The sequence below is a fragment of the Chryseobacterium taichungense genome, from assembly GCF_900109935.1.
GTDB lineage: Bacteria > Bacteroidota > Bacteroidia > Flavobacteriales > Weeksellaceae > Chryseobacterium > Chryseobacterium taichungense.
In genome coordinates this window covers 1-21,551 of the sequence record NZ_FOBV01000002.1, presented here as the reverse complement: position 1 = coordinate 21,551, position 21,551 = coordinate 1, and the positions used below count along the sequence as shown (strand labels likewise).

Annotated in this window: 20 protein-coding genes, 1 pseudogene and 1 riboswitch; of the genes and pseudogenes, 10 read left to right on the top strand and 11 right to left on the bottom strand. The window is 37.8% G+C overall.

The features are described from left to right. Window positions 1–52 precede the first annotated feature (52 nt). The 3 genes from BMW64_RS03870 (at window position 53) to BMW64_RS03860 (ending at window position 2,815) form a co-directional block, all read left to right on the top strand. Entirely contained in the window at window positions 53–520 is a 468-nt protein-coding gene (locus BMW64_RS03870; RefSeq protein ID WP_089998556.1) for an acyl-CoA thioesterase, read from the top strand. Then, a complete protein-coding gene (locus tag BMW64_RS03865; RefSeq protein WP_089998554.1) occupies window positions 520–1,392 on the top strand; it encodes a sugar phosphate isomerase/epimerase family protein in 873 nt (290 codons plus the stop codon). The genes BMW64_RS03870 and BMW64_RS03865 overlap by 1 nt, the downstream gene beginning before the upstream one ends. A 15-nt stretch (window positions 1,393–1,407) precedes the next feature. Beyond that, a riboswitch (Fluoride riboswitch) is annotated at window positions 1,408–1,475 on the top strand. A 32-nt stretch (window positions 1,476–1,507) separates the two neighbouring features. Next, window positions 1,508–2,815 carry a voltage-gated chloride channel family protein gene (locus BMW64_RS03860; RefSeq protein ID WP_089998552.1) on the top strand — a complete coding sequence of 436 codons (1,308 nt, stop codon included), beginning with the start codon at window positions 1,508–1,510 and terminating at the stop codon, window positions 2,813–2,815. Window positions 2,816–2,934: 119 nt separating this feature from the next. Here the strand turns inward: BMW64_RS03860 and BMW64_RS03855 are convergent, their stop codons facing one another. The 8 genes from BMW64_RS03855 to BMW64_RS03820 form a co-directional block, all read right to left on the bottom strand. After that, window positions 2,935–3,126, bottom strand: a complete 192-nt coding sequence (locus BMW64_RS03855) for a hypothetical protein (protein ID WP_089998551.1) — start codon at window positions 3,124–3,126, stop codon at window positions 2,935–2,937. Between the two features lie 168 nt (window positions 3,127–3,294). Next, entirely contained in the window at window positions 3,295–4,536 is a 1,242-nt protein-coding gene (locus BMW64_RS03850) for an MFS transporter (RefSeq protein ID WP_089998549.1), read from the bottom strand. Between the two features lie 74 nt (window positions 4,537–4,610). Then, the gene (gene rny / locus BMW64_RS03845; RefSeq protein WP_177175231.1) at window positions 4,611–6,176 is read right to left on the bottom strand and encodes a ribonuclease Y; all 1,566 of its coding nucleotides are present in this window, start codon (window positions 6,174–6,176) and stop codon (window positions 4,611–4,613) included. 227 nt (window positions 6,177–6,403) lie between these two features. Beyond that, a complete protein-coding gene (locus BMW64_RS03840) occupies window positions 6,404–6,691 on the bottom strand; it encodes a cell division protein ZapA (protein WP_089998547.1) in 288 nt (95 codons plus the stop codon). Continuing rightward, on the bottom strand, window positions 6,691–6,993 hold the full coding sequence (locus tag BMW64_RS03835; RefSeq protein WP_029294115.1) for a hypothetical protein: 303 nt from the start codon (window positions 6,991–6,993) through the stop codon (window positions 6,691–6,693). Before BMW64_RS03835 ends, BMW64_RS03840 begins: the two co-directional genes overlap by 1 nt. 138 nt (window positions 6,994–7,131) lie before the next feature. Further along, entirely contained in the window at window positions 7,132–7,914 is a 783-nt protein-coding gene (porT, locus tag BMW64_RS03830) for a type IX secretion/gliding motility protein PorT/SprT (RefSeq protein ID WP_089998545.1), read from the bottom strand. Window positions 7,915–7,917: 3 nt separating this feature from the next. Next, window positions 7,918–8,649 (bottom strand): bifunctional demethylmenaquinone methyltransferase/2-methoxy-6-polyprenyl-1,4-benzoquinol methylase UbiE, encoded by a 732-nt coding sequence (ubiE, locus tag BMW64_RS03825; protein WP_089998544.1) that lies wholly within the window; start codon window positions 8,647–8,649, stop codon window positions 7,918–7,920. A gap of 3 nt (window positions 8,650–8,652) precedes the next feature. Next, the gene (locus tag BMW64_RS03820; RefSeq protein WP_089998542.1) at window positions 8,653–9,222 is read right to left on the bottom strand and encodes a hypothetical protein; all 570 of its coding nucleotides are present in this window, start codon (window positions 9,220–9,222) and stop codon (window positions 8,653–8,655) included. A 101-nt stretch (window positions 9,223–9,323) separates the two neighbouring features. On the opposite strand from BMW64_RS03820, the gene BMW64_RS03815 reads away from it, so the two are divergent. The 3 genes from BMW64_RS03815 to BMW64_RS03805 all read left to right on the top strand — a co-directional run bounded on the left by BMW64_RS03815 (window position 9,324) and on the right by BMW64_RS03805 (window position 12,520). Then, a complete protein-coding gene (locus BMW64_RS03815) occupies window positions 9,324–10,391 on the top strand; it encodes a 3-oxoacyl-ACP synthase III family protein (RefSeq protein ID WP_089998540.1) in 1,068 nt (355 codons plus the stop codon). A 69-nt stretch (window positions 10,392–10,460) separates the two neighbouring features. After that, window positions 10,461–11,666, top strand: a complete 1,206-nt coding sequence (locus BMW64_RS03810) for a metallophosphoesterase (RefSeq protein ID WP_089998538.1) — start codon at window positions 10,461–10,463, stop codon at window positions 11,664–11,666. 26 nt (window positions 11,667–11,692) lie between these two features. Then, window positions 11,693–12,520: a class I SAM-dependent methyltransferase gene (locus BMW64_RS03805; protein ID WP_089998537.1), complete on the top strand. Its 828-nt coding sequence runs from the start codon at window positions 11,693–11,695 to the stop codon at window positions 12,518–12,520. Window positions 12,521–12,526: 6 nt separating this feature from the next. Here the strand turns inward: BMW64_RS03805 and BMW64_RS03800 are convergent, their stop codons facing one another. Together BMW64_RS03800 and BMW64_RS03795 are read right to left on the bottom strand one after the other, a co-directional pair. Further along, entirely contained in the window at window positions 12,527–13,279 is a 753-nt protein-coding gene (locus BMW64_RS03800) for a polysaccharide deacetylase family protein (protein WP_089998536.1), read from the bottom strand. 88 nt (window positions 13,280–13,367) lie between these two features. After that, complete coding sequence (locus tag BMW64_RS03795) at window positions 13,368–14,330, bottom strand: NAD-dependent epimerase/dehydratase family protein (protein ID WP_089998534.1); 963 nt, start codon at window positions 14,328–14,330, stop codon at window positions 13,368–13,370. 90 nt (window positions 14,331–14,420) lie between these two features. On the opposite strand from BMW64_RS03795, the gene ggt reads away from it, so the two are divergent. The 4 genes from ggt to BMW64_RS20585 all read left to right on the top strand — a co-directional run bounded on the left by ggt (window position 14,421) and on the right by BMW64_RS20585 (window position 19,603). After that, window positions 14,421–16,106, top strand: coding sequence for a gamma-glutamyltransferase (gene ggt, locus BMW64_RS03790; RefSeq protein WP_089998532.1), 1,686 nt, complete (start codon window positions 14,421–14,423; stop codon window positions 16,104–16,106). A 100-nt stretch (window positions 16,107–16,206) separates the two neighbouring features. Next, a complete protein-coding gene (locus BMW64_RS03785) occupies window positions 16,207–17,085 on the top strand; it encodes an IS982 family transposase (protein WP_089998530.1) in 879 nt (292 codons plus the stop codon). Between the two features lie 131 nt (window positions 17,086–17,216). Further along, a complete protein-coding gene (locus tag BMW64_RS03780; protein WP_089998529.1) occupies window positions 17,217–18,497 on the top strand; it encodes a dicarboxylate/amino acid:cation symporter in 1,281 nt (426 codons plus the stop codon). A gap of 944 nt (window positions 18,498–19,441) precedes the next feature. Beyond that, the gene (locus tag BMW64_RS20585; RefSeq protein ID WP_177175230.1) at window positions 19,442–19,603 is read left to right on the top strand and encodes a hypothetical protein; all 162 of its coding nucleotides are present in this window, start codon (window positions 19,442–19,444) and stop codon (window positions 19,601–19,603) included. 887 nt (window positions 19,604–20,490) lie between these two features. On the opposite strand, the pseudogene BMW64_RS20580 reads toward BMW64_RS20585, so the two are convergent. Further along, window positions 20,491–21,551: pseudogene (locus BMW64_RS20580) on the bottom strand (hypothetical protein); the annotation flags it as partial.

The following is a 21,551-nucleotide window of genomic DNA, read 5'->3' as shown; positions in this document are numbered from 1 at the left end:
TTAATCTAAAATTTTAAAAATTATAAATACCTTTAATCAAATTTTTTGATTAATGGAGAACAAGCCAATTACTTTTCAGTTTATTTCCGAACCTTCGGATGTTAATTATGGAGGCAATGTACACGGAGGAAGCGTCATGAAGTGGATTGACCAGGCCGGCTATGCATGTGCCACAACCTGGAGTGGAAACTATTCCGTTACTGTGTATGTCGGTGGAATCAGATTTTATGAACCTATAAAAATCGGGGAAATTGTAAAAGTAGAAGCACAGGTGATTTACACCGGATCTTCAAGCATGCATATTTCGATAAATGTTTTTTCACGGAACCTGAAACAGCCGAAATTCGATAAGAAGACCCATTGTATTATTGTTTTTGTTGCGGTTGATGAAAACGGGAAAAAGCTTCCTGTCCCCAAATGGATCCCTGAAACGCAAGAAGAAAAACAACAGGAACAATACGCCAAACGCCTGATGGAGCTGAGGACACAGATCGAAGATGAAATGAAACCTTTCCTGTAATGCTTAGAAAAGACTTTATAAAACTTTCATCCCTGGGATTTTTAGGCTTATATTCCTGTGGAATTTTTAATGTAAATAAAAGAAAAAACACATTGGCTATTCAGTTATATACCGTTCGTGATGCTATTGCAGAAGACCTTGAAAAAACAATGGAGAAACTTGCTTCATTAGGCTTTACCGGACTCGAAATTTATGGATACAACGGTAATTTTTTCGGGAAAAACAGAAATGAGTTTAAAGAGATCCTGAAAAATACTGGATTTAGAGTTATCAGTTCACATCATACTACGGGAATTCAGCACAAAGAACAAGGAACTTTATTACAAAACTGGGGAAAATCCGTAGAAGATCTGCATTTTATTAATTCAGAATATATGGTGTGCTCCTACCTTTTCCCGGAAGAAAGAACCATTGAAAATTATAAGAAGCTCCCCGAGTTATTTAACAAATCAGGGGAAATGACAAAGAATGCGGGAATACAGTTTGCCTATCACAATCACGATTTTGAATTTGAAAAATTTGATGAAAACCAAAATGTTTATGATTTTATTTTAACGCATTCTTCATCTGATTTGGTAAAAATGGAGCTTGATCTATACTGGATTGCCAAAGCAGGGCTTGATCCCATAAGCTATTTTGAAAAATACCCGGGAAGATTTCCTTTGTGGCATGTGAAAGATATGAAAGTCCAAACAAAAGACTTTGCAGAAATCGGAAACGGAACCATTGATTTCGAAAAAATCTTTAAAGTAAAGGAAAAAGCTGGTCTTCAATATTGGTTTCTTGAGCAGGATTCCAGCGATAAAGATATGTTTGAAAGTATTCGCATCAGCCGGGATTTTATTGCTAAACATGATTTCTTTCTGAAATAATTTTTATATTTGTAACGTTAAAAAGGAAATGGTGTTCTTCCTTGCCCAACCGCTTTTCAAAAGCTGATGACGCCTGATTAAAAAGATTATTAACAGTAACTTGATCAGGTAAATTATGTCTAAAAATTTAAAACCTTTCACCCGAAAAACAAAAATCCGTACCCGATTTTTCTTACGGAAATATCCAGCATTATTATATGTTATCAAATGGCTGTTAATCAGTATTATCATCGGGATCCTTGTAGGAACTGCTTCTGCGGGATTTTTAGAATCATTGTCGTGGGCTACAGATTTCAGAGAGAAGCATAGGTGGCTGATTGCTTTTCTGCCATTGGCCGGATTGATCGTCGGGATGTTATATTATTACTATGGAAAAAACGTTGAAGCAGGAAATAATCTGTTGCTTGAAACGATCCATGAACCTGGCAGAGAAACTATTCCTTTCAAAATGGCACCATTTGTTTACCTTGGAACGATAGTCACTCATTTTTTTGGAGGATCGGCAGGACGTGAAGGAACAGCCTTGCAGATGGCCGGAGCCATTTCGGATCAGTTTAGTCGACTTTTAAGATTAAATCAAAATGAAAGGAAAGTTCTGATCATTTCATCAATTGCTGCAGGGTTCGGTTCGGTTTTCGGAACTCCTCTGGCCGGAGCGGTTTTTGGACTGGAAGTTTTTTTAATAGGTAAAATCAGATACAACGGCATTTTTCCTGCTTTTGCTTCTGCCATTTTAGCAGACCAGGTTACTAAACTCTGGAATGTACAGCACACGCATTATCATATTGATTTTATCCCTAAAATTGATCTCTCATCATTCGTTTACTGCATCATTGCCGGAATAGCTTTCGGAATATGTGCTGCATCTTTTAGTAAAATGATGCATAAGGCGAGTTCCTTGTTCAAATCAAAAATACATTATCAGCCATTCCGATCCTTTGTCGGAGGAATAATCATAGCTGTTACAGTTTTTGCAATGGGATCAACACGATATATCGGGCTGGGAATTCCTGTGATTGAAGAAGCATTCGGAAAACAACTTCCTTTCTATGATTTTGCCTTAAAAATGATTTTTACGGTGGTTACACTTTCCGCAGGTTTCAAAGGTGGTGAGGTTACTCCTTTATTTTTCATCGGGGCTGCACTGGGCAGTGCGCTTTCCCTTGTTATCCCTCTTCCATTCTCCTTATTAGCAGGAATGGGCTTCGTAGCGGTCTTTGCAGGAGCTACCAATACTCCGTTAGCCTGCACATTAATGGGGATTGAACTGTTTGGAGCCGAATGCGGTGTTTATATCGCAATAGCATGTATTGTTGCTTATTTATTTTCAGGGAACAACAGCATCTATACAAAACAAAAGATCGGAGAAGCCAAAAACAGCAGATCGGAATATCTTGTCAATAAAAGCTTTGAAGATTTATAAATAACCAACAAGCTCAAAAAAAATTTACATATATCATTACAAAAACCTCCCGGAGAACCAGAAGGCTTTTGCGTATTAAATGTGGAAATGTTTATTTCTAATTGAAATAATTCTGTTGATTAGCAGGTAATTACCTGTGGACAAGCGATATAAGAGGAGCAGTATTTTGGACCTGTAACAGCGCCTGTACAGCTGCATCCGCAAAGTGAAAGATCAGGAGTTCCCAGTGAGCCACCGCCTCCTACACCTCCTACGATGTTTTTAAGATCTGACTTCTTTAATTTCTTGGCGTTTTTCAAAAAATTTTGCATTGTGATTTGGTTTTTAAGGTGATATAATTTAATTACAGTCTCAAAGTTAAACAAATATTAATTATTCAAAGCATAATTTAATATTAAATTTGATAATTTATTTATATTGTTTAACTTATTAAAAATTAATAACGAAAATATTCATAGAAATATTTTAAACAGCATAAATTATTCTGTAAATTCTAGGTCTCTGTTATGCGTTTCGGATATTGTCAGTGAAGAATAAAGTGCGAGCCCGAACACGATTGCTCCTACTATTGCTGCACTTATAATAACAGAAAAATCATTTTTAAAAAAGTCAAAAGCCAGGATCATTACAGGAACAAATCCGCGAACCATATTCGGTACAGTTGTCGTAGCCGTATTTCTGATGTTTGTTCCGAATTGTTCTGCAGCCAGCGTTACAAACATTGCCCAATAGCCTGTTCCAAGTCCTAGCCAGACACAGAAAATATAATATTTGGTTTCTGTATCTGTATTTCCGAAGAGCATGATAACAACTCCGATAATGGTAAAAAGCAGCATGATGAGAATGGCTCTTTTCCTTGACTTTAAAAGATGAGAAATAAATCCGCTGGCCAAGTCGCCTACGGAAATTCCAATATAAGCCCACATAATGGCTTTTCCAGGACTAAGATCTTTAATGCCTAGCTCCGGAGCAAATTGATTGGCAAGAACTGCCAGAATTCCAATGCAATACCATGTAGGCAAACCAATTGCAATACATTTGATATATCTTATAAACCGATCTTTATTGGTGAAAAAAGAAAAGAAGTTTCCTTTTGAAACGGACTGATGTTCCATGTTCTTATAAATTCCCGATTCTGATACGCTGATTCTGAGAAATAATAATAAAATTCCAAGAATACCTCCGATAATGTAGGAAATATTCCAGCCGCCAGCTAATTCTACCGTTAGCTGGGCCACAACAGCTCCCATTAATCCAAATCCGGCAACTACGGAGGTCCCAATAGCCCTCAGATTCTTCGGAAGGCTTTCAGAAACTAAGGTAATTCCTGCTCCAAGTTCTCCGGCAAGCCCAATGCCTGCAATGAATCTCAAAGCAGCATATTGATAGACCAAATGCTTCTCAGGGAAATGCGGTAAAAATCCACATGCAATATTCGCCAGTGAGTAGACTAAAATTGAACCAAACAGTACAGACAGCCTCCCTTTTTTATCACCAAAAACTCCCCAGAATATTCCTCCAATAAGCAATCCTACCATCTGTGCATTAAGAATAAATGTTCCGTCAGTATCAGGATTTAAACCTAAAGCTTTTAAACTGGGAATTCGTACAATACCAAACAATAACAAATCATAAATATCAACAAAATATCCCAAAGCGGAAATGATCACCGGAATTGAAAAAATGTACTTCAGTTTCGAAGACAAGGAAAGCTCTTGCATTGAATTTAATTTTGCTAAAAATAAAAAACCTTCCAATTTCTTGAAAGGTTTTTATGAAATATCTTTTTTGATTATTATCTCGCAATATTTACAGCTCTGGTTTCCCTGATTACGGTTACTTTTACCTGTCCTGGATAAGTAAGCTCGTTCTGGATTTTTTCTGAAATATCATAAGAAAGCTGGGAAGCGACTTCATCATTTACTTTTCCGCTTTCTACCATTACTCTTAATTCTCTACCCGCCTGGATGGCATATGCTGATGAAACACCATCAAAGCTTAAAGCTGCAGATTCAAGATCTTTTAATCTTTGGATGTATGATTCAAGCACCTGTCTTCTCGCACCCGGTCTTGCCCCGGAAATTGCATCCGCTACCTGGATGATCGGTGATAACAATGAGGTCATTTCCACTTCGTCGTGGTGAGCTCCGATAGCGTTTACCACTTCTGCATTTTCACCATATTTTTCAGCCCACTGCATTCCTAATAAGGCGTGAGGAAGCTCAGATTCCTGCTCAGGAACTTTACCGATATCATGTAATAAACCTGCTCTTTTCGCTAATTTTACATTCAATCCTAATTCAGCGGCCATTGTTGCAGCAATGTTTGCTACTTCTCTTGAGTGCTGTAGTAAGTTTTGTCCGTAAGAAGAACGGTATTTCATTCTACCAACGATTTTGATCAGTTCAGGATGTAATCCGTGAATTCCTAAATCAATGATCGTTCTTTTCCCTACTTCAATAATTTCCTCTTCAATTTGTTTTCTGGTTTTTTCAACTACTTCTTCAATTCTTGCAGGGTGAATTCTTCCGTCTGTAACCAATCTGTGAAGTGATAATCTCGCGATCTCTCTTCTTACCGGATCAAAGCATGAAAGAAGAATAGCTTCCGGCGTATCATCAACAATGATCTCTACACCCGTTACGGCTTCTAAAGCACGAATATTTCTACCTTCTCTACCGATAATTCTACCTTTTACTTCATCCGATTCAATATTAAATACAGAAACGGAATTTTCGATGGCCTGCTCTGTTCCTATTCTCTGAATAGTCTGGATAACGATTTTTCTTGCTTCACTCTTCGCATTAAGCTGAGCTTCTTCCATGATGCTCTGAACGTGCGCCTGAGCTCTTGTCTTAGCCTCTGCTTTCATGGTTTCTACCAATTCTGCTCTTGCTTCATCTGCAGTGTAATTTGCAATTTTTTCAAGAATTTCAACTTTTTTAGCAGTAGCAATATCCAATTCGTGTTGTTTCTTCTCTAAGATCTCTGTTTTCTTAGCATAATCAGCGATTTGCTTATCCAGATCTTTCTCTAGTTTTCCTACTTTGCTAAGCTCATCATTCAGCTTATGCTCTTTATCCTTAATTCTTTTTTCAACCTCCTGCATTTTCTTTTCACGCCCCTGAATATCAGCATCATGCTGGGATTTAAGTTCAAGAAATTTTTCCTTAGCCTGGAGATTTTTCTCTTTCTTTATGGATTCTGCCTGTACATTGGCTTTTTCTATAAGATTTTCGGCATTTTTCTTTGCATCGTCTATAATGAATTTTGCTTTAGTATTCAGTGAACTTTTGGAGAAAAATACTCCTGCCGCAGCTCCGATTACTAAACAGACAACGCCGACTATAACTTCTATCATAATTTATATTGAGTTTTAATTGTATTTACATAAATAAAAAAAGCCCACAATAATCCAGAGATTGAGAGTAAACTCCTAATCAACACGATTTGAACTGATTTCCACTGTCTGTAATCCGGACGGACCGGCACGCCATTCAATGGACATTTGTTCGGTAATTGTTTAGCGTTGAGTTTACCTTTAATGTGTTAGAATTATTGTAGGCAGCATTTTTCGGGAAAAAAAATCTATTTCCCTGTTTCATTCAACGACTGATTAATTTTCACTAATCTTTCGTTGGTAGATTGTATTGTTTTTTCGTAATTCATCGATACTACTTCTGCATTAGTTCCCAATTTAAGGGCACACATCGCCAACGCATCCTGTTTATCTCTGACATCGAAATTTTGTTCAAAATCTTTAATCATATTTTCAATCTGCTTCCCGACTTTACGCAAAGTTTCTTCTTCTGCTGCCGGTACGTTCAGCGGATATACCCTTCCTGCAATATTAATGGTTATTCTTCTTACTTCCATTATAATCCACTGTTTTGAAGCTGTGCAATACAGAAATCTATTTCCTTTACCAATCTGTTGATGTGATTTTTCATCAATCTGTTATGTTCAGGATTTCCGGATATTGCTGAATAAAGTTTTATATTTTTTTGTTCTTCTGCTAATACCTGATTTTTCTTCCTTTCTTCATCATACTTTTTCTTCAGGTCTTCATGCTCAATACTTAATTCCGAGAACTTTTCAGTAAGATTTTTATAGTTCTTTTGTAACAGCAAAATCTTTTTCTCTAATTCTGAAAAATTGTTTTCTAAATCTTGAAGCATTTCAGGTTTTGTATATTCTAACTAATAGCAAAAATAACAAAATATTAACACTAACAAAAATAAAAGTCTCTATATTTTGTTTTCAAACGGAAAAGGAGACGCAAATGCATCTCCTTTTTATATTTTATAATTATTTTCTTATTCAAATTTCAGTACAAAGAATACGGCTCTTGTTTGCAGCGTAGACATGGCGGAAGTCCAGTACGGAGGTGTTGTGGCATTATCAGCAACGATCTCATTGTTCATGATGAACGTCCCTCTGATTGCAGGAGTCAGCTTAAATTTATTAAAGTAGAACTGAATCCCCATTTCCGCAGACCATGCAAAATTGTGCGTTGTTGATCTGAAAACCTGCTGCAGGTTGTCATCGGTAGAATCTGAATTAGACTGAAGGTTCACGATATAGTTTACCCCGGCAGCCACATATGGTCGAGAATTGTACCATCTCTGTCCGTGGAATTCCAACAACACAGGAACATCTACCAAAGTAGTTTTAATTTCTCTTACTCTGTCTTTTTCTGTTAAAGGAAACGGAATAAAAGGATCGTTCGTTAAAGTACCCGCCGCATACTGGTCATTAGACTGTGTGTTAAAAGTCAACTGCCTCTGACCAAATTGTAACCCTGGTTCCAATCTTACATCCAAATAATCATTCAGTCTCCATTTTGCGATCAAGCCGGCACCGAAACTGTAGCTTTCTTTAGATGAAACAAGATTCTGATTATTATTCATCCCGTATCTCGGATTCAAAACGATACGGTAGTCTAGTCTGTTACCATTCAGATAAAAACCCCAGCTGAATTTCTGCTCGTCGAAATCTTCCAACTTATCCATTCTGTTTCGGGTTCTGAATTGCGCGTTTGCTAAAACGGCGATATTTACTGAGGTTAAAACCAGTGCTCTTAATAAAAATTTACTCATAGGTTACTTTGTTGCTTTATAAATTGTGGCTATACCTAAACTTAGTTTTTTATATTCAACTTTTTTAAATCCTGTATCTAAAAGAATTTGTCTCATCTTTTCCCCGAAAGGAAAAGCATTTACAGAATCCGGAAGGTATGTGTATGCCCTATTATCCTTGGAAACCAGTCTGCCAATGGCAGGTAATATATTTTTGAAATAAAACATATAAAATGGCGCCATGAAACCCTCAACCTTTGAAAACTCCAGTATATAAACACTCTTGTTATCTTTAACAACTCTTCTCAACTCTGCCAAACCTTTGGTAAGGTTTTCAAAATTCCTCACTCCAAATGCAACCGAAACCGCATCGAATCTGTTTTCCTCGAAAGGTAAATTCTCTGCATCTCCTTTTTGCATGGAAATTTTGCCGTCTAATTTAAGTTTTTTTATTTTAATAACGCCAACATTTAACATTTGTTGCGATAAATCTAATCCAATTACTTTAGATCCCGTTCCCTTTTCAATTGTAATCGCAAGATCTCCCGTTCCTGTAGCCACATCCAGCACTTCCTGCGGATTGTCATTTTTCATCCATTTCACCAAGGTATTTCTCCATAAAACATCTATTTTCATGGACAGAACATGATTCAGAAGATCATATTTCGGTGCAATATTGTCGAACATATCCTCTACCTGGCTCTTTTTGGTTGCCTCAGAGTTGTAGGGTGTAATTTTGGTAATATCTTTTGTCAAAACTTAAAACTTGTAATATTCGTTATAATAATTTAGGTAATCCTGTTTCCTGAAGATTTTTGATCTTGATTCCACCTGCTGGATATTTTTGATCACCTTATCGTAATCCTCATCTACATTGTAGTAAAAATCATCAGTAAATAATTTATTGAAGCGTCTCGCTCCTCCAAAATATGTTTTTCCGTCAATGACGGTTTTATCCAGTGCCAAAAGTAGTGAATCTTTTTTAAGGTTGTAGCCATAATACTGATCATTGATATAATAATCCTGATGTGCTATATTGATAAGGCCTCTTACTTTATTCACCTCAAAAGCAGAATCAAACAGTAATTTTTTATTTTTATCAAAAACCTTAATGGAGTTTTTACCTTTATTCAGATCCACATGAACGGTTTGCCCACCGGCAATTGTCCCTTCAGAACCATTATTTATGGTATAATAAAATGTATTGGAAGTCGGATTGTCTACGACATAATAATTCTTTTTGGCTAAAAAGAGGAAGTATATCCCAAAGGCAAAAATAAACGCCACAATTGCAATCAGTAAGCCTTTTAAGGATGGATTATTTTTCATAGGATTGTAAAGTACAATTTTTGCAAATTTAATAATATTTTTAATTCTCTGTTATTAATATTAATTATTAACTTTGCGTCTTTAAAAAATCATTTAAACGAATGCCGAATACGATCATAATTGGTTCTGGATCTTACCTTCCCAGCAGAATTATCGGAAGAGACTATTTCTTAGGTTCAGAGTTTTATACAGAAGACGGGGTAAAGATTGACAAACCTGCTGAAGAAACTATTGCAAAATTTGTAGAAATTACAGAAATAGAAAACAGGAGATTCATAGAAGAAGATCTATCCAATTCACAAATCGGATACGAGGCTGCCAAAATTGCTATCGAAGACGCAAAAATAGATCAGGAAGAACTTGATTACATCATTTACGCCAGTAATTTCGGTGAAGTAACCGTTCACGGATACGCAGATTTCATGCCGACAATGGCCGCAAGGGTAAAGAATAAATTAGGCATTAAAAACAGAAAATGCGTTACTTATGATATGCTTTTCGGATGTCCGGGATGGGTGGAAGCGATGATTTTGGCTGATAATTTAATTAAAGCTAAAGTTGCCAAAACAATTCTTGTGATCGGTGCCGAAACCTTAAGCAGAGTAACAGATCCTCACGACAGAAACAGAATGATCTTTGCAGACGGAGCCGGAGCAGTGGTGGTAAAGGCGACCGACGATGAAAACGTAGGAATCATTGCCCATAATACCATCTGTGATAATGGTCTTGAGCTGGATTATCTGGCAAACGGACCATCCATCAATAAAGAATCTGACCAGACCCGTCTATTTGTAAGAATGCAGGGAAGAAAAATTTATGAATACGCCCTGAAAAACGTTCCTGCAGCTATTAAAGAAACAATCGAAGACGCAGGTCTTTCTATTGAAGATATCAACAAGATTCTGATTCACCAGGCTAATGCAAAGATGGATTATGCCATGATCGAAAGACTTCATAAGCTTTATGATGTGAAAGATTATGATCACTCTATCTCTCCAATGACGATTCAGGACTTCGGAAATTCTTCCGTAGCAACAATTCCTACCATGTTTGATTTAATAATTAAAGGAAAAATGGACGGTCAATCGTTTAAAGAAAAAGGTAACATTGTGATGACTTCGGTAGGTGCCGGTATGAATATCAATGCTATCGTATACAGATTTCCTTAATATTATTATTTAATTTAAAAATATAAAAAGCACAGGGAAACTATTCTTTGTGCTTTTTTTAAACGGATTATGCAAAAAAACTTTTTAATTATTGCAGCCATTTTCCTTTTCCTGGAAATATATATCTATCAGGCTATCAGAACCCTCACAGATAATTTCTGGGTACGGATCGGATACTGGACAATTTCTCTTGCGGTGTATGGCTTCTTCGCCTATGAGGTGATGCATTTCAGCAGGGCCGACAGAAGTATGATGAGAGCACAGATCATGATATCTCTTTTTTTGATCTTTATTCTTCCTAAAATCTTTGTCGTTCTGTTCCTGCTAATTGACGATATCATTAGAATCTTTGGATATCTTATCAGTTTGGTAGGATCTTCAGAAAATCACTTCCCTGAAAGAAGAAAGTTTTTAAGCCTGGTTGGTTTAGGTCTGGGAGGTGTTCTTTCTGCTCTTTTCATTGACGGGATCACTTTCGGGAAGTACCGCCATAAAGTAAGAAAAGTAAGAATCAATTTTGCCAGTCTGCCAAAAAGTTTCAAAGGTTACAAAATTGTACAGATTTCTGATGTACATAGCGGAAGCTTCTCTGATCCGAGTAAACTTGAGCATGCGATTAATCTTATTAATGAACAAAATCCTGATCTGGTCTTATTTACCGGGGATATGGTTAACAATGTGGCAGAAGAATTCAAGCCTTTTATTCCGCTATTTTCAAAGATAAAAGCAAAAGACGGTAAATTTGCCGTTCTGGGAAACCATGATTATGGCGACTATATCAACTGGACTTCACCAGACGAAAAAAGGCAAAATCTTAATACGTTGATCGATTATGAAAGACAGGCCGGTTTTGATATGCTTCGGAATGAAAACCGTATAATTGAGAAAAACGGCGATAAACTTTATATCCTTGGAGTAGAAAACTGGGGACTTAAACCTTTCCCGCAATTCGGGAGAATAGATGACGCCTTGAAAGGAGTGCCTGAATCCGCTACAAAAATTCTGATGAGCCATGACCCTACTCATTTTGATTACGTCGTTAAAAAACACCCTGGAAACATTCAATTAACGCTTTCTGGACATACACACGGAATGCAGTTTGGCCTTGATCTTAAAAATGTAAAATGGTCACCGGTTCAGTATAAATACCCCAAATGGGCAGATTTATACGAAAGTGAAGGAAAAATGCTGTATGTCAACCGTGGTTTCGGCGTTCTGGCCTATCCGGGAAGAGTGGGTGTATTACCTGAGATTACGCTTTTTGAATTGACATAAGCCACCTTTTAACCAAATAATTTGCAATGAAGGATACCGGAGAAAGACACATCATACATCATTATTTTACAAATAAATCTGAACTATACCTGCATTTAATACACATTGCAACCTACGAATACGCTAAAAAATTCGTAAAAGATAAAAAAGTTCTGGATTACGGATGCGGTTCTGGATATGGTTCACATATGCTTTCTGAAGCTGCAGCAGATGTTACAGGTGTTGACATCAGCAAAGAGGCAGTAGATTTTGCGGCCCAGGAATACAGATCTCCTAATCTGAATTTCAAAACGATTGCTGAATTGGGAAATGAAAAATTTGACATCATCACTTCATTTCAGGTCATAGAACATGTACCAGATGATAAAGAGTATACTTCTACACTAAAACAGCTTTTAAATCCAGGCGGACTATTAATTATTTCAACTCCTGATATAAAGCACCGGCTATTTAAATATATTCAGCAGCCCTGGAATATTTTTCATCTGAAAGAATATACTCCTAAAAGCCTAGAAAAACTTCTCAGAAAATATTTTAATCAGGTAGAAATTCTAAAAATAGGATCAGATTCAGACTTAGTTCTGGAAGAGATCAAAAGGACAAGAAAACAGCGAATAGCTGTATTACCTTCCACGTTATATATCTATCCTTATTCTTTAAGAGTTTATCTTTTAAATCTTCAGAAAAAAGTATTTAACCTTTTAAAGAAAATCAGGAACAGACACAATAACCCAACTCAATCATTGCATAATACTTCAAGCGATTTCGCAATGCAATATTCGCATGAAGACATTTTATTCGACAAGGAGATGGAGCATTCTACAGATCTTCTGGCCATCTGTAAAAATGAATAGTGGAATTTAAAATATATAATCTTTCATACGGGAAGTAGCCATTTCTTTCTCGTTAATCCAACTAAGGAGGGCATCCAGTTTGTCCTCCATTTTTTTGCCGGAATTCAACCTTCTGTAAAAAGGAACATCAAAATGATACTTACCGAAATCTGTAAACTGCCACGAATTTAAATAAATCAAAACAAAATCATCATTCTTCAAGGTTTCAAAAACCATATTCTGATAATATTTCATCGGCAGCACCTGGAATACAAAATCATTATAAGGCAGTTGACTGTATGGGGAAATACTTTCAGGAACAATACTTAATCCGTCTTCCTCAACAATTTCCGTAGTCCTTTTCAGGCGTTTGAAGGGAAAAAGGATATTGGCATTATCGATATTTGAAATGTAGCTAAATTCCATCAGCTTCAAATTTTGAGGCGGGATTTTTATTTCTTTTTGACGGATTCCCCTAACCTGTTTTTCTAAAAGTTCCTGAACAAATATCTTCGTATTTTCAACTTCTTCTACGATAGAATCTTTATTGTAAAAAGCAATTTCATGCCCTTTGGATGAAATTGCTTTTAATAAATCCTGAAGCTTTTCCGCAATAGAAATCTCCACAAAAAAGCTCGCTTTTATATCATGAATATCTAAAATTCTCAGAATCGCTTTTGTATTATCGATTGAAATTTTCAGCCTTTCAACATCGGATACCTGTGCTTCATTTTTGCATGAAGCTTCAATATTAATGATGTTAAAAGTTAATAATACCATATCAATTTAATTTTAGATAAAATTTGAAAATAATTAAAAATCAAATGTTAAGAGTAATTCTATTTAAAGTATAACTTTACATCTAAAACTACTTTCCTAACTTCAATTTAAGGTTCTTGATCATATCTTTAGTCATCTCCGAAATTCCAAATTCATAAGATAATCCCCAGTCTTTTTTGGCCACAGAATCATCAATTGATGCCGGCCATGAGTCTGCAATTTGTTGTCTGAAATCCGGCTTATAATCGATCTTAAAATCCGGAATTTCTTTTTTGATTTCTTCAGCCAGTTCTTTTGGGGTAAAAGACATTCCTCCCAAATTGTATGATGAACGAACGGTAAGATTCTCCTTCGGTGCTTCCATTAATTTTAAAGTCGCGTTGATCGCATCATCCATATACAACATCGGCATTCCTGTATTTTCAGAAATGAAGCTGGTATACTTCCCTTCTTCAATAGCCTCGTAAAAAATCTCAACGGCATAATCTGTTGTTCCTCCACCGGCTGGCGTCTTCCATGAAATCAGTCCCGGGTATCGTATACTTCTTACATCTACCCCATGCTTATCGAAATAATACTCGCACCATTTTTCTCCTGCCATTTTTGATATTCCGTATACTGTTGTTGGGTTCAGCACGACATCCTGACCTACATTTTCCTTGGGAATCCCTTTCCCGAAAACAGCGATCGAGCTTGGCCAGAATATCTTCTGAATAAGACCTTCCTTTGCCATTTCACAAAAATGAAGAAGAGGCTCAAGATTAAGTTTCCATGCAAAAACAGGCTGCTTTTCAGAAGTACCTGACAATAATGAAGCCAGGTGGTAAACCGTAGTGATCTCATAATCTTTTACGACCTGTCTTACCAGCTGAGTGTTGGTAACATCCATCCTTTCATAATGTCCTGCTGAAGTAATTCCTTTCTGCCATCTGTCAAGGCCTGAAGCCACTACATTTTCAGCGCCGTGAATTTGGACAAGTCTGTTTGTAAGCTCGGTACCGATCTGTCCTAAGGCACCTGTAATAAGTATTCTTTCCGTGTGGGATTCCATTTTTGATTTTTATTAGTTGATGAAAGCAAAAGTAAATATTTTAAAGCCTATCTTAAAAGAAAATTGTAAATTGGATTATAAAATTTACAAATGAAAAAGATTATCATTTTACTTATTCTAATTACTAACACAGTTTCAGCACAATACACCGATTTCAATATTGTAAAAGAAGTTAAGGTAAGGAATAAGGGAGTTGTGGTTTCGGCCCATCCGCTGGCGAGCGAAGCTGGTGCGAAAATACTCAGAATGGGGGGCAATGCTTATGATGCTGTAATAGCGACGCAATATGCGCTTGCCGTTGTTTATCCTCAGGCAGGTAATATAGGAGGGGGTGGATTTTTAGTGGGTGTCAAAAACAATGGTGAAAGATTTACGATTGACTACCGGGAGACTGCACCTCACAAGGCCAGCCACGACATGTATACAGACAAAAGCGGAAAGGCTGATACCGATCTTTCCCAAAACGGAAGACTGGCGGTCGGTGTTCCCGGAAGTGTGGCAGGCTTTTTTGCAACGGTAAAGTACTGCAAACTTCCTATGGATAAGCTTATTCAGCCAGCGATAGATTTAGCAGAAAAAGGATTTGCCATAACCCGCCAGGAAGCAGATTTATTAAATGCCCATAAAGAATACTTTCAGAAACATAATAAGAGTAATATTGCTTTCGTAAAAGACATTCCCTGGAAGACGGGTGATCTCCTAATCCAGAAAGAACTGGCTCAAACGTTAAAACTCATTCAGAAATACGGACAGAAAGGTTTCTATGAAGGCAAAACTGCAGGACTTATTATTTCTGAAATGAAAAAAGGAAATGGGATTATTACTCTGGAAGATTTAAAAAATTACAAAGTTGCCGAAAGAAAAGCCTTGGAATTTGACTATAAAGGAAATAATGTAGTATCGATGCCATTGCCTTCAAGCGGCGGGATTTTACTTGCTCAGATGTTAAAAATGGCGAGTTATGAAAATCTGGAAAAATATCAACTGAATTCGACAAAAGCAGTTCAGATCATGGTGGAAGCCGAAAGAAGAGCGTATGCTGACAGAGCAGAATATATGGGCGATCCCGATTTCATTCAGGATAAAACTTCATACCTGATCTCCGATGAATATTTAAAAAGCAGATGGAAAAGTTTCAGCTTTCAGAAAGCCACAGCGAGCGCAGAGGTCGGAAAAATAATTAAACAACCTGCAGAATCTACACAAACCACCCATATTTCAGTTATTGATAAAGAAGGAAATGCCGCTGCTGTCACGACCACCTTAAACGGATTATACGGAAGCAAAGTCGTGGTATCCGGAGCCGGTTTTTTCCTGAACAATGAAATGGATGATTTTTCCATAAAGCCGGGTGTTCCCAACATGTTCGGAGCTGTAGGCGGAGAGGCCAACTCTATCCAGCCCAACAAGAGAATGCTTTCTTCCATGACACCGACGATCATTATGAAAGGTGGTAAACCTTATATGGTGGTAGGAACGCCTGGAGGAACTACCATTCCTACGTCGGTATACCAGTCTGTTGTTGATGTTATTGATTTTAAGCTTACCGCCAATATTGCGGTCAATTCTCCGAAATTCCATCACCAGTGGCTTCCGGAGATTGTCGCTTTTGAGAAAAACTTTCCTGAAACAACCATTACAGAGTTGGAAAAATTAGGATATAAAGCGGAAAGAAAGGGACAGATCGGAAGAACAGAATTGATTTTAATGGACGATGACGGAAGTATTCATGCGGTTGCTGATGGCAGAGGCGATGACTCTGTAGCGGTTGAATAATCATATTTAAATAACCCGTTGTGCGTTATGATTAAAAAAAGAATAAAGTTGTTCATTTGATTGATAATCAGTAAATTGTTTTTACCACAAAACATTTACAATGAACAACTTGCAAGCAAATTACGAAAGAATTTTGGAAGTTTTAAGAAAAATATCCAATGATCATCTTCTAGAGTATCAACGCCGAAGGCCTAGGTTGAGTGATCTGGAATTAATTAGCTTGAGCTTAACCGCTGAATATATGGGAATCGACAGCGAAAATCATTTATTTAGAATCTTACCCGCATTCTTTATAAACAAGATAGAAAGAACCGTTTACAATCGTCGTAGAAGAAGGTTAATTGACTTTACAAACAGCATAAGACTACAATTATCCGAAATATTTAATGAATTTGAGAATTATTTCATTGTGGATAGTATGCCTTTGGAAGTTTGCAAAATATCCAGAAGTACTCGTTCCAAGGTCTGTAAAGAAGCAGAATTTAGTTTTCCCGATAGAGGATTTTGTGCTTCTCAAAAAATATCTTTCTATGGTTACAAACTGCATGCGGTATGTTCTGTAAGCGGAGTTTTTCAAAGTGTGGATCTCAGTGCAGCTTCTGTACATGATATTCATTATCTAAAGGATATTCAGCATCAAATGTCCGATTGTATTTTGATTGGAGATAAAGGCTATTTATCTGAAAGTATACAGCTGAATTTATTTGAAACAGCCAATATTAGGCTTGATACTCCAAAAAGGAAAAATCAAAAATATTATAAACCTCAGTTTTATGCATTCAAAAAGAAACGAAAAAGAATTGAAACTTTATTTTCTCAACTTTGTGATCAGTTCATGATCAGAAGAAATTATGCAAAAACATTCTCTGGATTTAAAACCAGAATAATATCAAAAATCACTTCTTTAACTGTTATACAATACATTAATAAAGTGATTTTTGATAGAAATATTAATAATATTAAAATTAGCATTATTTAAAATGCACAACGGGTTTAAATAATAAAATAATACAGTTTCGGCGGTGCTTTCAGCACCGCCGAAACTTTTACTGACATTTATCATATCAAACAATAATTTTTTCATAATTTTCGCTTCTCAAAACAATTTCATTGAAAGCAAAAAAACTTTATCAGCAGCTATATTTTCAGGTCATCATAGCTATTCTGGCCGGAATTCTTTTAGGAAGATTTTATCCGGAATTCGGAGAAAAGATGAAACCGCTGGGTGACGGATTCATAAAACTGGTTAAAATGATTATCGCTCCCGTGATCTTCATTACCCTTACGTTAGGAATAGCCCACATGACGGACCTGAAGAAAGTAGGAAGAATTGCCATTAAAGCCATGATTTACTTTTTGACATTCTCAACACTGGCGCTGATCATCGGACTGATTGTCGGAAATATTTTACAACCCGGGCATGGTCTTAACATAGACCCTTCTACCCTTTCGGGAGACGTTTCCCAGTACCAGCAGAAGGCCCATGAGTCTACCCTCACCGGCTTCATTATGAATATCATCCCGGAAACCCTTTTTAGTCCGCTCGTGGGAGAAAATATACTTCAGGTATTGCTGGTAGCAATTTTAATGGGTGTTGCTTTGGTTTTAACAAAAGAAAAAAGCCGGAAGATTACGGAATTCCTACAGGACCTTTCCACTCCAGTGTTTAAAATTGTTCATATGCTCATGAAGCTGGCTCCGATAGGAGCATTCGGGGCGATGGCTTTTACCATTGGCAAGTACGGGTTACACTCCGTTCTGAATCTCATTTTTCTTGTCGGAACTTTTTATATAACATCAGCTCTTTTTGTTGTCCTGGTGCTTGGAGCGGTTGCATGGTATAATGGATTTAATATCTTTAAATTAATGTATTTCCTAAAAGAAGAACTTCTGTTGGTTCTGGGAACCAGCTCTTCAGAATCTGCACTTCCGGGAATTATGGAAAAACTTGAGAAAGCAGGATGTTCCAGAGCTATTGTCGGACTTGTAGTCCCTACAGGATATTCTTTCAACCTTGACGGCACGAATATCTATATGACACTGGCTTCCTTATTTATTGCTCAGGCATTAAATATACATCTCCCCCTCGAGAAACAGATCATACTGCTTTTAGTGGCTATGTTGAGTTCAAAAGGTGCGGCAGGGGTAACAGGAGCTGGTTTTGTAACATTAGCTGCTACCCTGGCCGTCGTTCCCGAAATTCCGATTGCGGGAATGACTTTAATTTTGGGAATCGATAAATTCATGAGCGAATGCAGAGCCTTAACCAATGTAATCGGAAATTCCGTTGCAACAGTAGTCGTAGCCAACTGGGAAAAACAGCTGGATAAAAAACAACTGCAGTTCTGCCTCGATCATCCGAATGAAGTAGAAAAGAAACTGGAGGTTTGAGAAATTTCATCTCTTGTAATGCGGGCCTTCGACTCCGCTCAGGCGCCGCCAGCCGACTACTTTTTGTCGTTCCGTAGAATATCCATACACCCTAATACGCAAGAACACTCATACTCTAAAACTCTCCAACCCGTCACACACTACCACACACTTTTGTCATTCCGTAGGAATCTCGACATAGCGGGTAACATTAGCTTTTAATTTTTAACGCTATGTTCGCAAGAAATTATACTACATACACATTCTCTCGAGCGCAAAGGCGTTAGCACTCAGCAAATGATAGCGAATCTTAATGAAACTCTTGTAGCCACCTTCAAACTCTCCCCCTACTTTGTCATTCCGTAGGAATCTCGGCATCATTAACATTATCCTGGAAAGATTCAGGCTTAGATCCCTACGGGATGACAAGGGAGCGTGGTATCCTCCGTTCAATGGTGGCTGAGGCGACTCGAAGCCACCAATCCCTCAAGTGTAATGCGGGCCTTCGACTCCGCTCAGGCGCCGCCAGCCGACTACTTTTTTGTCGTTCCGTAGAATATCCATACACCCTAATACGCTAGAACACTCATACTCTAAAACTCTCCAACCCCTCACACACTACCACACACTTTTGTCATTCCGTAGGAATCTCGGCATTGCTTTTAAAGTTATCCTGGAAAGATTCGGGCTTAGATCCCTACGGGATGACAAGGGAGCGTGGTATCCTCCGTTCAATGGTGGCTGAGGCGACTCGAAGCCACCAATCCTTCAAGTGTAATGCGGGCCTTCGACTCCGCTCAGGCTCTGTCAATCGACGACTTTTTGTTATCATTATTTGCGATGTCAGGCTGAGCTTGTCGAAGCTTTTATTGTTCTTCGACGGGAATTTTACCGACCCTTCGACATGCTCAGAGTGGCATGGTGGAAAACTTAATGTTTAGATCCTTTCAGGATGACAAGCTGAAATGGAAAAAGCTCACGCTCTAAAACTCCCGAACACTACCCACACACTTTGTCATTCCGTAGGAATTTCGGCATCATTAATTAACATTATCCTGGAAAGATTCGGACTTAGATCCCTACGGGATGACAAGGGAGCGTGGTATCCTCCGTTCAATGGTGGCTGAGGCGACTCGAAGCCACCAATCCTTCAAGTGTAATGCGGGCCTTCGACTCCGCTCAGGCTCTGTCAATCGACGACTTTTTGTTATCATTATTTGCGATGTCAGGCTGAGCTTGTCGAAGCTTTTATTGTTCTTCGACGGGAATTTTACCGACCCTTCGACATGCTCAGAGTGGCATGGTGGAAAACTTAATGTTTAGATCCTTTCAGGATGACAAGCTGAAATGAAAAAAGCTCACGCTCTAAAACTCCCGAACACTACCCACACACTTTTGTCATTACGTAGGAATCTCGGCATCGTTAACATTATCCTGGAAAGATTCGGACTTAGATCCCTACGGGATGACAAGGGAGTCTGGTATCCTCCGTTCAATGGTGGCTGAGACGACTCGAAGCCACCAGTCCTTACTCAAACACTCCCACTCAAAGTTTGCCGAGCGTAACCAAAGCCACAAAAAACTCCGGCCGGGAATCTATCCCAAAGCCAGAGTACCATTATACTAAAGAAATAGTTGTCAGCTTCTTTCAGTGAGGAATCATTTTCACTGACTAAAACGATTCCCTTTCATAATTATGGCAATTTATTCGGAACAGAAATTACTGCATTTTATCACAAGCCGATTGCTTGCTACCTAGCAAGCGTCTTGTTAGCCTCGTAGTAAGACCCTTGTTTGCTACCTAACAATCACCTTGCTTGCACCGAAACAATCCGCTTGTTGTACTCTACCGTTGATTGCTTATCCAGGGTAGCAGTGCGGGGTAATTTATTTTAAAAATGATTATTTGTTTTAAAAACCCTCAAGTTTAGGTCTCATTTATTTTTCTATATCAGATCATGGATTACAATCCGCGACATCTTTGTGCTAAAAATTAATTTACTCATTGAATAACCTAATTAAGTCGCTGAGCCGTCATATAGAAATAATAATTTGTACCATCATTTGTTGCATGCCATGTACAGTTATACCATTCCCCGTTAGGAAATGTTAACATAGCATTCACATATTCCGCTGAATCATTTGCACCCATTCCAAAAGCATCATCTCCGTCTATATAATAGCTATAATGACCTGCTGCAATATTAGTTGTAACTCCATAAACATATGAATTGCCTGTTGATAATGATGATATGCTATAAGTAATAGGTGATGCTGTAGCATTATATAGTTTGGGGCTAACATATTGGCCACTTGAATAAGCTAAGAAATCCATTCTTAATCCATTAATATAAATGAATTTGGTTTTCTGGCTGCTGGTTGTTTCTTCGTAGGCCGCTTTTCTATTTGTCACTGTAGTATTTGTAAGTGCTTTACCAGTCATTAAATTTCTAGATCCGCCTCCAACTGCAAAAGAGGCTCCGTTAACAAATATTCTGGATGATCTAATTTCTCCAATTACAAACGGAGAAGTATTTAATCCTATGGTGGCATTACAGCTAAATCCAAGAAAGCTTACAGGTACTGTTATGGTTGTTGGTGATGTAAAGTCTGGCGTTCCTGTAACTGAATAAGTTATGTAACCATTCCCTTTATTTAGCATGCCTTGATCCATGGTAAAGGTGAGTCCATTTTGTGTAAACGAAGTTCCTGCGGGATAACTTCCGCCATTTCCCCCTGAATAATAAACGGTTAATATACCTGTGTAAGGTGTTCCGGAGGTGAACGTTGAAGGACTTATAGAGACACTGTTACAATTTAATCCGGTAATAGAAGGATTTAAAGTTGTTGTATTATCAATCTGTCTCCATTCTGTTCCATTCCAGAAGACAAAACCTTTGTAGGTAAGAGTGCTTGCTCCGGTATTGTAAACCATCAATCCGGTAGCCGGAGCAGAAATGGTGGTTTGATCGGTAGAACTCATTAAAGCCACCCTTGGAATCAGCATTCCTTTGTTGGTAGAAGCCACTTCTAAAGCTGCACTGGCATCCGGAATGCTTGTTCCTATTCCGATCT

What these genes read in the sequence shown, in the direction of transcription:
- BMW64_RS03855 (WP_089998551.1), bottom strand. Translation starts at nt 3,126, where the DNA reads ATGCAAAATTTTTTGAAAAACGCCAAGAAATTAAAGAAGTCAGATCTT.
- BMW64_RS03800 (WP_089998536.1), bottom strand. Translation starts at nt 13,279, where the DNA reads ATGGTATTATTAACTTTTAACATCATTAATATTGAAGCTTCATGCAAA.
- rny (WP_177175231.1), bottom strand. Translation starts at nt 6,176, where the DNA reads ATGATAGAAGTTATAGTCGGCGTTGTCTGTTTAGTAATCGGAGCTGCG.
- BMW64_RS03835 (WP_029294115.1), bottom strand. Translation starts at nt 6,993, where the DNA reads ATGCTTCAAGATTTAGAAAACAATTTTTCAGAATTAGAGAAAAAGATT.
- BMW64_RS03785 (WP_089998530.1), top strand. Translation starts at nt 16,207, where the DNA reads ATGAACAACTTGCAAGCAAATTACGAAAGAATTTTGGAAGTTTTAAGA.
- ggt (WP_089998532.1), top strand. Translation starts at nt 14,421, where the DNA reads ATGAAAAAGATTATCATTTTACTTATTCTAATTACTAACACAGTTTCA.
- BMW64_RS03805 (WP_089998537.1), top strand. Translation starts at nt 11,693, where the DNA reads ATGAAGGATACCGGAGAAAGACACATCATACATCATTATTTTACAAAT.
- porT (WP_089998545.1), bottom strand. Translation starts at nt 7,914, where the DNA reads ATGAGTAAATTTTTATTAAGAGCACTGGTTTTAACCTCAGTAAATATC.
- BMW64_RS03810 (WP_089998538.1), top strand. Translation starts at nt 10,461, where the DNA reads ATGCAAAAAAACTTTTTAATTATTGCAGCCATTTTCCTTTTCCTGGAA.
- BMW64_RS03870 (WP_089998556.1), top strand. Translation starts at nt 53, where the DNA reads ATGGAGAACAAGCCAATTACTTTTCAGTTTATTTCCGAACCTTCGGAT.
- BMW64_RS20585 (WP_177175230.1), top strand. Translation starts at nt 19,442, where the DNA reads ATGGAAAAAGCTCACGCTCTAAAACTCCCGAACACTACCCACACACTT.
- BMW64_RS03850 (WP_089998549.1), bottom strand. Translation starts at nt 4,536, where the DNA reads ATGCAAGAGCTTTCCTTGTCTTCGAAACTGAAGTACATTTTTTCAATT.
- BMW64_RS03840 (WP_089998547.1), bottom strand. Translation starts at nt 6,691, where the DNA reads ATGGAAGTAAGAAGAATAACCATTAATATTGCAGGAAGGGTATATCCG.
- BMW64_RS03795 (WP_089998534.1), bottom strand. Translation starts at nt 14,330, where the DNA reads ATGGAATCCCACACGGAAAGAATACTTATTACAGGTGCCTTAGGACAG.
- BMW64_RS03860 (WP_089998552.1), top strand. Translation starts at nt 1,508, where the DNA reads ATGTCTAAAAATTTAAAACCTTTCACCCGAAAAACAAAAATCCGTACC.
- BMW64_RS03820 (WP_089998542.1), bottom strand. Translation starts at nt 9,222, where the DNA reads ATGAAAAATAATCCATCCTTAAAAGGCTTACTGATTGCAATTGTGGCG.
- BMW64_RS03865 (WP_089998554.1), top strand. Translation starts at nt 520, where the DNA reads ATGCTTAGAAAAGACTTTATAAAACTTTCATCCCTGGGATTTTTAGGC.
- BMW64_RS03815 (WP_089998540.1), top strand. Translation starts at nt 9,324, where the DNA reads ATGCCGAATACGATCATAATTGGTTCTGGATCTTACCTTCCCAGCAGA.